At 73.5% G+C, this 13,373-nt stretch carries 11 protein-coding genes; 2 read left to right on the top strand and 9 right to left on the bottom strand.

Annotation, left to right across the window (positions count from 1 at the left end; translation table 11 throughout):
• Positions 1–5: 5 nt before the first annotated feature.
• From gatB to gatC, 3 genes are read right to left on the bottom strand one after another with little or no spacing between them, the layout of a single operon-like run.
• Complete coding sequence (gene gatB / locus HF519_RS15095) at positions 6–1,520, bottom strand: Asp-tRNA(Asn)/Glu-tRNA(Gln) amidotransferase subunit GatB (protein ID WP_169413577.1); 1,515 nt, start codon at positions 1,518–1,520, stop codon at positions 6–8.
• Positions 1,517–3,073 carry an Asp-tRNA(Asn)/Glu-tRNA(Gln) amidotransferase subunit GatA gene (gatA, locus tag HF519_RS15100; protein WP_246243817.1) on the bottom strand — a complete coding sequence of 519 codons (1,557 nt, stop codon included), beginning with the start codon at positions 3,071–3,073 and terminating at the stop codon, positions 1,517–1,519. Before gatA ends, gatB begins: the two co-directional genes overlap by 4 nt.
• Positions 3,070–3,381, bottom strand: coding sequence for an Asp-tRNA(Asn)/Glu-tRNA(Gln) amidotransferase subunit GatC (gene gatC, locus HF519_RS15105; RefSeq protein ID WP_169413578.1), 312 nt, complete (start codon positions 3,379–3,381; stop codon positions 3,070–3,072). Before gatC ends, gatA begins: the two co-directional genes overlap by 4 nt.
• Before the next feature lie 350 nt (positions 3,382–3,731).
• Here gatC and HF519_RS15110 point away from each other — a divergent pair, with 350 nt between their 5' ends.
• On the top strand, positions 3,732–4,391 hold the full coding sequence (locus tag HF519_RS15110) for an ACT domain-containing protein (RefSeq protein ID WP_169413579.1): 660 nt from the start codon (positions 3,732–3,734) through the stop codon (positions 4,389–4,391).
• 1 nt (position 4,392) lies between these two features.
• Entirely contained in the window at positions 4,393–5,589 is a 1,197-nt protein-coding gene (locus HF519_RS15115; protein ID WP_169413580.1) for a PucR family transcriptional regulator, read from the top strand.
• Positions 5,590–5,823: 234 nt separating this feature from the next.
• Here HF519_RS15115 and HF519_RS15120 read toward each other — a convergent pair whose 3' ends face one another.
• From HF519_RS15120 to HF519_RS15145, 6 genes are all read right to left on the bottom strand, one after another.
• Positions 5,824–7,008: a fatty acid desaturase family protein gene (locus HF519_RS15120; RefSeq protein ID WP_169413581.1), complete on the bottom strand. Its 1,185-nt coding sequence runs from the start codon at positions 7,006–7,008 to the stop codon at positions 5,824–5,826.
• Positions 7,009–7,025: 17 nt separating this feature from the next.
• Positions 7,026–8,090 carry a ferredoxin reductase gene (locus HF519_RS15125; RefSeq protein WP_169413582.1) on the bottom strand — a complete coding sequence of 355 codons (1,065 nt, stop codon included), beginning with the start codon at positions 8,088–8,090 and terminating at the stop codon, positions 7,026–7,028.
• Between the two features lie 192 nt (positions 8,091–8,282).
• A complete protein-coding gene (locus HF519_RS15130) occupies positions 8,283–9,002 on the bottom strand; it encodes a 3-keto-5-aminohexanoate cleavage protein (protein ID WP_169413583.1) in 720 nt (239 codons plus the stop codon).
• 185 nt (positions 9,003–9,187) lie between these two features.
• Positions 9,188–11,629: an NAD-dependent DNA ligase LigA gene (ligA, locus tag HF519_RS15135; RefSeq protein ID WP_169413584.1), complete on the bottom strand. Its 2,442-nt coding sequence runs from the start codon at positions 11,627–11,629 to the stop codon at positions 9,188–9,190.
• Positions 11,630–11,741: 112 nt separating this feature from the next.
• Positions 11,742–12,842, bottom strand: coding sequence for a pyridoxal-phosphate-dependent aminotransferase family protein (locus HF519_RS15140; protein ID WP_169413585.1), 1,101 nt, complete (start codon positions 12,840–12,842; stop codon positions 11,742–11,744).
• A 53-nt stretch (positions 12,843–12,895) separates the two neighbouring features.
• On the bottom strand, positions 12,896–13,373 hold a 478-nt coding region (locus tag HF519_RS15145; RefSeq protein WP_211170058.1), incomplete at its 5' end, for a hypothetical protein.

A 13,373-nucleotide genomic window follows, 5' to 3' on the forward strand; every position in this document is an offset into this window, starting at 1 on the left:
CAGGCTCAGGCGTTGACGCGCTCGAGGACCAGCTCACGGACGCGCTTGGCGTCGGCCTGGCCCTTGGTCGCCTTCATCACCGCGCCGACGATCGCCCCGGCGGCCTGCACCTTGCCGTCGCGGATCTTCTGTGCGACGTCCGGCTGGCCGGCCAGCGCCTCGTCGACCGCGGTGATGAGCGCGCCGTCGTCGGACACCACGGCCAGGCCGCGGGCCTTGACGACGTCGTCCGGGGCGCCCTCACCGGCGAGCACGCCGTCGACGACCTGGCGGGCCAGCTTGTTGGTGAGCTCGCCCGAGGCCACCAGCTCGATGACCCGCGCGACGTCGGCCGGGGAGATCGGCAGCGCGGCGAGTTCCACGCCGCGGGTGTTGGCCTGCTGAGCCAGGTAGGACACCCACCACGAGCGGGCCTCCCCCGAGGGCGCGCCCTCGGCGACCGTCGCCGCGATGAGGTCGAGCGCACCGGCGTTGACCAGGTCGCGCAGCTCCTCGTCGGACAGGTCCCACTCGGCCTTGACCCGCTTGCGGCGCTCCCACGGAAGCTCGGGCAGCGTGCCGCGGAGCTCCTCGACCCACTCCTGCGACGGCGCGATCGGCACCAGGTCGGGCTCGGGGAAGTACCGGTAGTCCTCCGCGGTCTCCTTGCGCCGCCCGGGCCTGGTGGTGCCCGACGCCTCCTCGAAGTGCCGGGTCTCCTGCACGACCGGACCGCCGTCGAGCAGGACCCCGGCCTGCCGGGTCATCTCGTAGCGGACGGCCCGCTCGACCGAGCGCAGCGAGTTGACGTTCTTGGTCTCGGTGCGGGTGCCGAGCACGCCCGAGTCACGCGGCGACAGCGACAGGTTCACGTCGGCCCGCATCGATCCCTGGTCCATCCGGACGTCGGAGACACCGAGGGACCGCAGCAGGTCGCGCAGCGCCGTGACGTAGGCGCGCGCCACCTCCGGCGCCCGCTCCCGGGTGCCCGGGATCATCTTCGTGACGATCTCGATCAGGGGCACGCCGGCGCGGTTGTAGTCGAGCAGCGAGTACTCCGCGCCGTGGATGCGGCCGGTCGCGCCGCCCACGTGCAGCGACTTGCCGGTGTCCTCCTCCATGTGCGCGCGCTCGATCTCCACCCGCACGACCTCGCCGTCGTCCAGTTCGACGTCGAGCCAGCCGTTGACGGCGATCGGCTCGTCGTACTGCGAGGTCTGGAAGTTCTTCGGCATGTCCGGGTAGAAGTAGTTCTTCCGGGCGAACCGGCCCCACGGCGCGATCGAGCAGTTCAGCGCCAGCCCGATCCGGATCGCCGACTCCACCGCGGCGCGGTTGACCACCGGCAGCGCGCCGGGCAGCCCCAGGCACACCGGGCAGACCTGGGTGTTCGGCTCGGCGCCGAAGTCGGTCGGGCAGCCGCAGAACATCTTCGTGTTCGTGTTCAGCTCGACGTGCACCTCGATCCCGAGCACCGGGTCGAAGCGCTCGACGACCTCGTCGTAGTCGACCAGGCCGGGAGTCGATGCAGGGGCGCTCATGCGGAGACCTCCAGTCCGGGCACACGCTGGATCAGCGGGCCGCCGTCCTCGGCGTCGCGGGCGGCCTCGTACGCCGCGGCCACCCGGTACATGACGGCCTCGCCCAGCGCGGGCGCCATGATCTGCAGTCCGGTCGGCAGCCCGTCCTCGGGCGCGAGCCCGCTGGGCACCGACATGGCCGTGGTGCCGGCCAGGTTGGTCGGGATGGTGGCCAGGTCGTTGAGGTACATGGCCAGCGGGTCGTCGACCTTGTCCCCGATGGGGAACGCCGTGGTCGGCGCGGTCGGCGAGACCAGCACGTCGGCCTGCTCGAACGCCGCCGCGAAGTCGCGGCTGATCAGCGTCCGGACCTTCTGCGCCTGACCGTAGTAGGCGTCGTAGTAACCCGAAGACAGTGCGTAGGTGCCGAGGATGATCCGCCGCTTGACCTCGGGGCCGAAGCCGGCCTCGCGGGTCAGCGCCATGACCTCCTCCGCGCTGGTCGCCCCGTTCTCCACGCGCAGGCCGTAGCGCATCGCGTCGAAGCGGGCGAGGTTGGACGACACCTCGCTGGGCAGGATCAGGTAGTAGGCCGCCAGGGCGTACCGGAAGTGCGGGGTGCTCACCTCGACGAGCTCCGCGCCCAGCGCTTCCAGCTGGCGCAGCGCCGCCTCGAAGGTGCTCCGCACGCCGGGCTGGTAGCCCTCGCCGCTCAGCTCACGGACGACCCCGACGCGCAGCCCGCGCAGGTCGCCCGACGCGCCGCGGCGGGCGGCCTCGACGACGTCGGGCACCGGAGCGTCGATCGAGGTGGAGTCCATCGGGTCGTGCCCGGCGATCACCTCGTGCAGCAGCGCGGTGTCGAGAACGGTGCGTGCGCACGGACCCGCCTGGTCCAGCGACGACGCGCACGCCACCAGCCCGAACCGGGACACCGCTCCGTAGGTCGGCTTGACGCCGACGGTGCCGGTCATCGCGGCGGGCTGGCGGATCGAGCCGCCGGTGTCGGTCCCGATCGCCAGCGGGGCCTCGAACGCGGCCAGCGCCGCGGCCGAGCCGCCGCCGGACCCGCCCGGGATGCGCCGCAGGTCCCACGGGTTGCGGGTGACGCCGTAGGCCGAGTACTCGGTCGAGCTGCCCATGGCGAACTCGTCCATGTTGGTCTTGCCGAGGATCGGGATCCCGGCGGCGCGCAGCCGCGCCGTGACCGTCGCGTCGTACGGCGGCCGCCACCCCTCGAGGATCTTCGATCCCACGGTGGTCGGCATGTCCGAGGTGGTCAGCACGTCCTTGAGCGCCAGCGGCACGCCGGCGAGCGGGGACGCGGGCGCGGTGCCGGCGTCCAGCGACTCGTCGACGAGCGCAGCGGCGCTCAAGGCGGCAGAGGCGTCCACATGCAGGAAGGCGTGGACGCCCTCGTCACGGTCGTCGACCGCCGCGATGCGGTCCAGGTGCGCCTGCGTGACCTCGACCGCGGACACCTCGCGGGAATGGATCTTCTGGGCCAGTTCGGCGGCCGTCAGCCGCGTCAGTTCGGAGTTCATGCTCGACCCGGTCAACGCGTCGCTGCTCATTCCTCTTCCCCAAGGATCTGCGGGACGCGGAAGCGCCCCTCCTCGGCCGCCGGCGCGCCGGACAGCGCCTGCTCCTGGGTCAGCCCGGCACGGCGCTCGTCGGGCCGGAACACATTGCTCAGCGGCACCGCGTGCGACGTCGGCGGGATGTCGTCGGCCGCGACCTCTCCGACCCGGGCGACCGCCCCCAGGATCACGTCGAGCTGGTCGGCGAACACGTCCAGCTCCTGGTCGTTCACGGCGAGCCGGGCCAGGCGGGCGAGGTGCGCGACCTCGGCCCGGGTGATGGCCCCGGAATCGGCGGACATGTCCCTCCTGAGCAGAACGGCGGCGGGTGATGACCCGGTGGCGCGCGGCTCGCGGCACGTATGGAAGCTGCGCGATGACGCGGACGGCACCGGGGGCGCGGATGGCGCCGGCCCTGCACCGATTCTAGGCGTCGCCGCCGACACGGTTCCGCACGGTGCCGGGACTCCCCCGCCGGCGCACCGCCGAACGGGGTTCGCACGGCGGGCATCGGCGCGGACACGGCGGGTGTCGTGCTCGCGCGCACTGCCTGGCAGGATCGACGGGCAGTGCCACGCCGGCCGCCCGCGAGGCACGGGTGCCCCGGCGCGGCCCGAGTCGATTTCCCCGAGGGGACGAGGAGGCGTGGCGGGTGTCGTTCCTGCTCCGTGTGGTGCTTCCGGACAAGCCGGGAAGTCTCGGAGCGGTCGCGACCGCGCTCGGTGACGCGGGTGCCGACATCCTCGGCGTCGACGTCGTCGAGCGGGCCGACGGCCAGGCCATCGACGACCTCACCGTCGAGCTGCCGGCGGGCCGCCCGCCGGACGTGCTGATCACCGCGGCGGAGTCGATCCGCGGCGTCCAGGTGGAGTCGGTGCGGCCCTACGTGGGGCGCCTGGACACCCACCGTGAGCTCGAGCTGATCGACGAGATCGCCAACAACCCGGAGCAGGGCCTGCACCTGCTGGCCGAGGACATGCCGCGGCTGTTCCGTGCCGGCTGGGCCCTCATCGTCGTCCGCGAGGGCGACCGGTCCTACCGGCTGGCGGAGAGCTCGGCCGCGCCCGAGACCCGGGCCGGGGACCTGCCGTGGGTCCCGCTGTCGAAGGCGATCGTGCTCGAGCCCCACCTGCACTGGGTTCCCGATCCGTGGCGCGATCTCGACACCGAACTCGCCGCGGCCCCGTTCGGCCCGGTCTCGGCGGCGCAGGCCCTCGTGGTCGGCCGCCCCGGTGGTCCCGCTTTCCGGCCCTCCGAGCTCGCCCGGCTCAGCCACCTGGCCGGCATCGTCACCACGGTGCTGGGTGGCTGAGATGGACCGCCCCTGGGCCCGCGTGCCGGCCTGGGTCGGCACAGCGCTGCGACCGGATCTCGCCCAGGCGACCGACGCCATCATCGCGGCCGTGCGGGCCCAGGTGCCGGAGTACGCGCGGCCGCTGGAGGGGCGGTTCGGGCAACAGATCACCGAGGGCGTGTCCGTCGCGTTCGAGCAGTTCCTGGCCTTGCTGGGATCCGACGAGGAGCTTCGCGACACCCGGATCTACTACGGCCTGGGCCAGCTGGAACACAGCGAGGGACGGACGCTGGCCGCACTGCAGTCGGCCTACCAGGTCGGCACCCGCACCACCTGGCAGCGCATCGGCGCCAGCGAAGCGGCCAGCGGACTACCGGCCGACGTCATCTTCGCGCTGGCCGAGGCGTTGTTCGGCTACATCGAGCAGCTGTCCGCCGCGTCGGTGGCCGGGTGGGCGCACGCCGAGTCGACGCGGGCCGGGTCGACTCGGGCCCGCCGGCACGCGCTGGTCGAGCTGATCGCCCGCCGTCCGCCGGCCACGCCCGCCGAGGTGGAGCAGGCCGCCGCCGCCGCGGGCTGGACGCCGCCCTCCCGCATCGCCGTCCTCCTGGTGCCGGACGCCGTGGACGTGGCCGGGCGGCTGCCGGACGCCGTGGGCGCCGACCTCGACCCGGTCGGGATCGTGCTGGTGCCGGTGCCCGAGCGGTCCGGCTGGGTCGACCGCGTCCGCGCCGCGCTGCGCGATCGCCGCGGGGTCCTCGGACCGGTGGTCTGCTGGGAGCAGGCGCACCGCTCGGTGGCCCGCGCGCAGGCGGCGTGGCCGCTCCACGCGGCCGGGCTGCTCACCGACCCCGCCGACCCGCTCGTACACGCCGACGAACACCTGGTCGCACTGCTGCTCGCCGCCGCGCCCGATCTCGCGGCCGACCTGCACGAGCGCGCCACCGCCCCGCTGCGTTCGCTGCCGTCGGGTGCCGCGGCCCGGGCCGAGGAGACCCTGCGGGCCTGGCTCGACGCGCACGGCGACGTCACCGCGACGGCGGCCGCGCTGCACGTGCACCCGCAGACCGTCCGGTACCGCCTCGCCGGGCTCCGGGAGGCGTTCGGCTCCGCCCTCGACGACCCGACCGCACGGCTGGAGGTCGCCGTGGGCCTGCAGGTGCGCCCGGCGTCAGCAGGGGCCGAGGAGCCGCGCGCGACACCTCCCACCGGCTGACCGGCCTGGACGAACGCGGTTCGACACACGCCCCGCGGTCCCGGCCGCACCCGCCGGTGGTGCTCGCGGTGACCTCCGCGGCGCGGCGGGACCTGGCGGCGGCCCGCGGGTTGCCGAGCACCGCCACGCACACGGTTCGACGCCACGCACACGGTTCGACGCGACGCTCGCGACCGAACGTGCGCGTCGATCGCACGATGCGCGCGTGGTCCGCGTTCACGCGCGGACGAGACCTCAGGACGACGCGCGCGCGGGCTGTCGGTCGGGAGCGGGCAGCCGCACGATCACCGTGTCGATGCCGTCCGTGGGGACCGGCCGCGGCGGCGCCACCGGCTGCGGGGCCTGCGGGGCCGGGCCACCGCCGGGGAGCGCGAGCCGGGCGAGCTTGCGCAGCACGGTTCCGTACTGCTTGGGCAGCGACCCCGCGGTGTAGGGCAGGCCGTAGCGCTCGCAGATCTCGCGGACGCGCGGCGCGATCCGGGCGTAGTGGTTGCTCGGCACGTCGGGGAAGAGGTGGTGCTCGATCTGATGGCTGAGGTTCCCGGTCATGATGTGAAACACCGGTCCGCCGGTCAGGTTCGCCGAACCCAGCAGCTGGCGCAGGTACCACTGCCCGCGGGTCTCGCCGTCGAGCCGCGACTCGTCGAAGGTCTCGGTGCCGTCCGGGAAGTGCCCGCAGAAGATCACCGCGTGCGACCACACGTTGCGCACCAGGTTCGCCGTGGCGTTGGCGGTCAGCGTGCTCAGCGCGTTCGGGCCGGACAGCAACGGGAACAGCACGTAGTCCTTGGCCAGCTGCTTGCGGGCCTTGCGCCAGATCGCGCCGATCTGGGACCTGGCCGCCGACCACGGCTTGGTACCCTCGGCGACCTTCTCCAGCTCGATGTCGTAGATCGCGATGCCCCACTCGAAGATCGCGGCCAGGCCCATGTTGTACAGCGGCTGCAGCAGGTAGATCGGCTTCCACGGCTGCTCGGGCGTCACCCGCATGATCGCGTAGCCGAGGTCGCGGTCCTTGCCCCGCACGTTGGTGAACGTGTGGTGCTCGAAGTTGTGCGACTTCTTCCAGAACTCCGCCGGCGACGCGTGGTCCCACTCCCACGTGGTCGAGTGGATCTCCGGGTCGCGCATCCAGTCCCACTGCCCGTGCAGGATGTTGTGCCCGAGCTCCATGTTCTCCAGGATCTTCGCCACGGCGAGCGTGGCGGTGCCGGCGAGCCAGGCGGGCGGGAAGCCGGAGAACAGCAGCAGCCCGCGCCCGCCGGCCTCCAGGCCGCGCTGGACGGTGACGACGCGGCGGATGTACGCCGCGTCCTCCTCCCCCAGGCTCCCGACGACCTCGGCGCGGATGGCGTCGAGCTCGGCTCCGAAGGCCTCGATCTGCTCGTCGGTCAAATGCGCGGCAGCGCTGGTGCTCATGGGTCCCTCCAAGGGAGTCACAGCTCGATCTCGACGTCGCCGGCGGCCGCGGACACGCAGGTGCGGACCGGCTCGCCAGGGGTGTCGTGCACCTCGCCGGTGTGCAGGTTGCGGACGGCCCCGGTGCGCAGCCGCCCGACGCAGGTGTGGCAGATGCCCATCCGGCATCCGTTGGGCAGCAGGGCACCGGCAGCCTCGCCGGCGACCAGGACCGGGGTGTCCGGGCCGGCATCGGTCTCGACGGCGCTGGAGGTGAACCGGACCCGGCCACCTGTGCCCTCGCCGTCCACGGGGGTGGGCGGGCGGAACCGCTCGATGTGCAGGGCACCGACATCGCCGGCACGGTCCCAGTGCGCGGCCAGGTCGTCGAGCAGGCCGCCGGGTCCGCACGCCCAGGTCTGCCGCGCCGCCCAGTCGGGCACCTCGTCGGTGAGGGCGTCGGGGGTGAGCCGGCCCTCGCGCGCGGTGTGCCGCTCGACCAGGCGCAGCCCGGTCGACGCGGCGAGCGCCCGCAGTTCGAGGCCGAAGACCAGGTCGGCGGGAGTGCGGTCACAATGCACCAGGACGCTGCCGGCGAGCGCCCGCGGATTGGTCGCCGCGAGCTCGCGGAGCATCCCCATGACGGGCGTGATCCCGCTGCCGGCGGTGACGAACAGCAGCTTCTCCGGGGTCGGCTCGGGCAGCACGAACTCTCCCGCCGGCGGTGCCAGCCGCAGCACGGTGCCGACGGGGGTGCCGTGCGCGAGGACCGGGGAGACAGCCCCGCCCGGCACCGCGGTCACGGTCACCTCCAGCAGTTCCCCGCCCGGGCGGGAGGTGATCGAGTAGGTGCGCCAGTGCCAGACTCCGGCCACCTGAACGCCGAGGCCGATGAACTGACCGGGCCGGTGCGCGACCGGCCCGGCGCCGGGCCGCAGCAGCAGGGTGGTGGTGTCCGCGGTCTCGCGACGCAGTCCGACCACGCGGGCGCGGGGCTCGCGGGTGGACCACATCGGGTTCAGCGTGCCCAGGAAGTCGGTGGGCAGCAGCGGCGTGGTGAACCAGCCGACCGCGGTCTGTACGCGCCGTCCGAACGTCCCCATGTACTGAACGGTATTCAGCGGATCGTCACGCTTGCCACGTCTCAGACCACGCTCGGACGCCGTTTTCTGTTGCGAGACCAAAAACAGCGGCCGATCAGACTACGGTTCGTGACCTTCGCCTCGGATCCGCTCGGATGAGCAGGGACACGACCCGGGAACGGCCGCCGACCTCCGGGCGACCGCGGCCCGGCGTCAGACGTAGATCTTGCGCGCGGCGTCGACGAGATCGTCGTTGCCGGTGGCGAGCCAGCCGTCCGGACGGACCAGGACGTCCTCGAAACCGATCCGGGTGTCCAGACCCATGCGCATGGCGTACTCGAGGACCGGCCAGGCGCCGTCCTCCTCGCCGTGCAGCAGCACCGGCACCGGCAGCGAGCCGAGCGCCCGCAGGATGCGCACCGCCTCGGCCACCGCCGTCTCGGGGTCGGACACGGTCGACTCCGCGAGCACCCGCACCGTGCTCGGCGGCACCCCGTGCTGGCGCAGGGTCACCGCGTCACCGCTGGTCCACACACCGAGCTCGACGCCGATGCCGACCGACGCGGCCGCCTGGCACACGTCGACCCAGCCCTTCTCGTGCACGTTCACCGAGCAGACATCGGGCTTGCCGACACCGAGCCGGCCCCAGTCGAGCACCGCCTGGATGCGCTTGACCGGGTCGGGTTCGATCCAGCGGCCGGTGGTCACGCCGATCTCCATGCCGGGCGCCTCGGCACGGATCAGCGCCACCGCGTCGCCGACGTGCACCGGGTCGAGTGTCTCCTCCGCGTTCGGGCCGCGCGGGTGCACGTGCACCGACGAGATGCCCAGCCGGGCGACCGCCCGGGCGTCGCGGGCCAGGTGTCGGGCGAGAACGGGCAGTGCGGGGTGCGCGTCCGCTGGTCGTGAGCCGTTCAGCACCGCCTGCAACACCTGCGCACCTCCTCCGATCCGCGAGAGCCTAGACCCCGGCCCAGTCGCTGCTCCGCCTGCCGGGGTCCGCATCAGTCGATCACATGTCGCCGTCGGACGACCCCACACGCGCCGGACCCGATCCGGCTGTGTCCAGGGTCTCTCATCGGCCGTCGGTGGCCGGAAGCACCGGACGGCAGGGCCTGTCAGCCGGCGGGTGACACGGCCGCTTCCCTGGCCGCCTCCGGGCCCCGATCGAGCAGCACCCGGAAGCCGTTCTCGTCGAGCACCGGGACACCGAGTTCCACGGCCTTGTCGTACTTCGACCCCGGCGCGTCGCCCGCCACCACGAACGCGGTCTTCTTCGACACGGAACCGGCAGCCCGCCCGCCGCGCGCCGTGATCGCCTCCTTGGCCTCGTCCCGGGAGAAGCCGTCCATCGACCCCGTGACCACGATCGACAGACCCTCGAGCGTCCGCGGCACCGACTCGTCGACCTCGTCGACCATCCGCACCCCGGCCGCACGCCACTTGGCGACGACGTCGCGGTGCCAGTCGACGGTGAACCAGTCGCGGACCGCGGCGGCGATCGTCGGGCCGACGCCGTCGACCGTCGCGATCGGGGCCAACGCGGCGGCCACCGCCTTCGCCTCCGCCCGGGCCGTCTCGCGTGCCGCCTTCTGCGCCGCCGCCGCGGCGTTCTCGGCGGCGGCCTGTTCGGCGGCGGCCTGTTCGGTGGTCCCGCCCGCGGCCTCGGGGCCCTCGGCGGCCCCGTCGGCCGCATCACCTGCCGGATCCCCGCCGGTTCCCGCGGCCGCGCCGGCTGTATCGACCGCGTCGGCCGCGCCGGCTGTATCGGCCGCGTCGGCCATGTCGCTCACCGAGTCGCCCAGGTCGTCCGCCGAGCCGTCGGAGGTGATCGCCACGCCGGCCGCGGCAGTCTGCTCGGCCGCCGTCGCCGCGGCGGCCTCGATCGCGTCCAGCGAACCGAACTCACGGGCCAGTGCCTGTGCGGCCGTCGGACCGACGTGCCGGATCGACAGCCCGACCAGCACGCGCCACAGTGGACGGTCCTTGGCCGCCTCCAGGTTGGCCAGCAGCTTGCGGCCGTTCGCCGACAGCTCACCCGCCTTGGTGCGGAACAGGTCGACGCGCAGCAGATCGTCCTCGGTGAGCGAGAAGACGTCGCCCTCGTCGGTGACCACGCCCGAGGCCAGCAGCGCGGTCGCCGCCTCGTAGCCCAGCCCCTCGATGTCGAACGCGCCGCGGCCCGCGACGTGGAACAACCGCTCGCGTAACTGCGCGGGGCAGGAACGCGCGTTCGGGCAGCGCAGATCGACGTCGCCCGCCTTCTGCCGGGCCAGCCTCGTGCCGCACTCCGGGCAGTGCGTCGGCATCACGAACTCGCGCTCGTCGCCGGTACGCACGTCCACCACCGGCCCGAGGACCTCCGGGATCACGTCACCGGCCTTGCGGATGACCACGCGGTCGCCGATGAGCACGCCCTTGCGCCGCACCTCGTCGGCGTTGTGCAGGGTGGCCAGCGACACCGTCGACCCGGCCACCGTGACCGGCTCCATGAACGCGAACGGGGTGACCCGGCCGGTGCGCCCGACGTTGACCCGGATGTCGAGGAGCGTGGTCGTGGCCTCCTCCGGCGGGTACTTGTAGGCGATCGCCCAGCGTGGCGTGCGCGAGGTCGATCCGAGCCGGCGCTGCAGCGGAACCTCGTCGACCTTGATCACCACGCCGTCGATCTCGTGCTCGACGTCGTGCCGGTGCTCGCCCCAGTGGTCGACGTGCTCGATCACCTTGTCGATGCCGTCGAGCACCACGGTGCGCTCCGAGACCGGCAGCCCCCAGGCCCGCAGTGCGTCGTAGGCCTCCGAAAGCCGCTCCGGGGTGAACCCCTCGCGCTTGCCGAGGCCGTGGCAGATCAGCCGCAGGTTGCGCGATGCGGTGACCCGGGGATCCTTCTGGCGCAGCGAACCGGCGGCGGTGTTGCGCGGGTTGGCGAACGGCGGCTTGCCCGCCTCGACCAGTGACGCGTTGAGCGCCTGGAAGTCTTCCAGCCGGAAGTAGACCTCGCCGCGCACCTCCACCACCGACGGCACCGGGTACTTCTCGGACGCGGTCAGTCGTTCGGGCACCTCGGACAGCGTGCGGATGTTGAGCGTGATGTCCTCGCCGGTGCGCCCGTCGCCGCGGGTGAGCGCGCGGGTGAGCCTTCCGTTCTCGTACAACAGGTTGACCGCGAGCCCGTCGATCTTGAGCTCGCACAGGTAGTGCACGTCGTTCCCCACCTCGCGGCCGACCCGCTCGGCCCACGCGCGCAACTCGTCGACGTCGAACGCGTTGTCGAGGCTCAGCATGCGCTCGAGGTGGTCGTGCGCGGTGAAATCGGTGGCGAACCGGCCGACGACGCGCTGGGTCGGCGAATCCGGGGTGACGAGTTCCGGGTACTCCTCCTCCAGCGCCACGAGCTCGCGCCACAGCTCGTCGAACTGCCCGTCGGAGATCACCGGCGCGTCGAGGACGTAGTAGCGGAACTGGTGATCGGCGACCTCGGTGGCCAGCTGGGCATGCCGCTCCCGCACATCGGGCGTGGGCGGTGCTGCAGGTTCTGGGGCAGCAGGTTCCGGGCTCACGGGAAGAGGCTATCGAGCGGCGCCGACGTTCTCGGTCGGGCGAACCCGGTGGGCCGGTCGAGTCACCCGCTCGATTCCACCCGGTGGAGGCAGGCGGGCACTGGGCGCCGGTTCAGGACGCCAGCAGCTCCCGGACCGCGCCGAGCAGCGTCACCACCGAGCGTTCCGTCGCCGCGTGGCCCATCAGCCCGATCCGCCACGCGCGACCCGCGAAGTCGCCCAGCCCGCCGCCGACCTCGATGCCGAACTCAGCGAGCAGCCGCTTGCGGGCCACCCCGTCGTCGAGGCCGCCCGGCAGCACCGCGGCCGTGAGCTGCGGCAGCCGCACGCCCTCCGCGGCGACGAGTGAGAAGCCGAGCTCCGGCAGCGCCTCCTGCAACATCGTGCCGATGCGGGCGTGCCGCGCCCACACCTGCTCCACTCCCTCTTCGAGGAGGCGACCGAGGCCGGCATGCAGCGAGTACGCGAGCGTCGACGACGCGGTGTGGTGGTACTTCGGCGGGCTGGTCAGGAAGTACTCGTGCAACAGCCCCAGGTCCAGGTAGAAGGACCGGATCGGGGTGGTGCGCGCCCGCATCCGCTCGACCGCGCGCGGTCCGAGCGTCACCGGGGCCAGCCCGGGCGGGGCGCCCAGGCACTTCTGCGACGCGGAGTAGCACGCGTCGATCTGCCAGGCGTCGACCTCCAGCGGGGTGCCGCCGAGCGCGGTGACCGCGTCGACGAGCAGCAGGGTGTCGGTCCGGGCGAGCTCCGGGCCGAGCGGGGCGACGTCGTTGCGGACGCCGGTCGAGGTCTCGGCAGCGACCACCGCGAGCAGCGCCGCGTGCGGGTTGGCGCGCTGCGCGGCGAGCAGGTCGGCCGGATCGAGCGCGGTCCCCCACGGCGCCTCGACGCGGACCACCCGGGCCCCGCCGCGGTGCGCAACCTCGCAGAGCCGCTCCCCGAAGTAGCCGTTGACCCCGACGACGACCGTCTCACCCGGCTCGACCAGCGAGGCCAGGCAGGCCTCCATCCCGGCCGAGCCGGTGCCGCTGACCGGCAAGGTCAGCTCGTTCGCGGTGCGGAACACCGCACGCAGCCGGTCTGAGATCTCACCGATGACGCCGAGGTACTCCGGGTCGAGGTGACCGAGCACCGGCCGGGTCAGGGCCTCGAGGGCCTCCGGGTACGGGGTGGAGGGGCCGGGCCCGAGCAGCAACCGATCGCCGTGCATGTTGGGGAGGCTACGCGCTGCCACCAGCGGTTACCGGACGGGCCGCCCGGGCGTCAGCGGTGGTGCCGGCCGCCGGAGCGGTCCCCGTCCGACTGCCCGCCGGACCCGCCGCCCGGCTGGCCGAGGGAGGCGAGGTCGTGCGCGGAGGCGACCGGTCGCGGCTGCACGTATCCGGAGCGCCCGGTTCCCGGGCCCGTGTCCGGGCGGCCCAGCGCGGCGAGGCCGTCCGCGGTCGCGACGGGTCGCTTCGCGCCGGACGCCGCCGAGGCGCCGCGGTCGTCGGTGCGGTCGTCGGTGCGGGCGTCGGTGCGGGCGTCGACGCGGTCGCCTCGGGTGCCGGCCCGCTCACCGCCGTCCCGGTAGCTGCCGTCCCGGTCGGTGGCGGCACGGTCGAGGTCCGCGCGTCCGCTGTCATGGCCGCCGCGCTCCGCCTGCTCCGGGGCTCGGTGGGCCGGCGTTCGTTCGGACCCGTCCGCCCGGCCCGTCCGGTCGCCAGGGGCGCTGGGGGTGGCGGGGGCCGCCCGGTCCGCG

Source organism: Pseudonocardia bannensis (genome assembly GCF_012911875.1).
Classification (GTDB): Bacteria; Actinomycetota; Actinomycetes; order Mycobacteriales; family Pseudonocardiaceae; genus Pseudonocardia; species Pseudonocardia bannensis.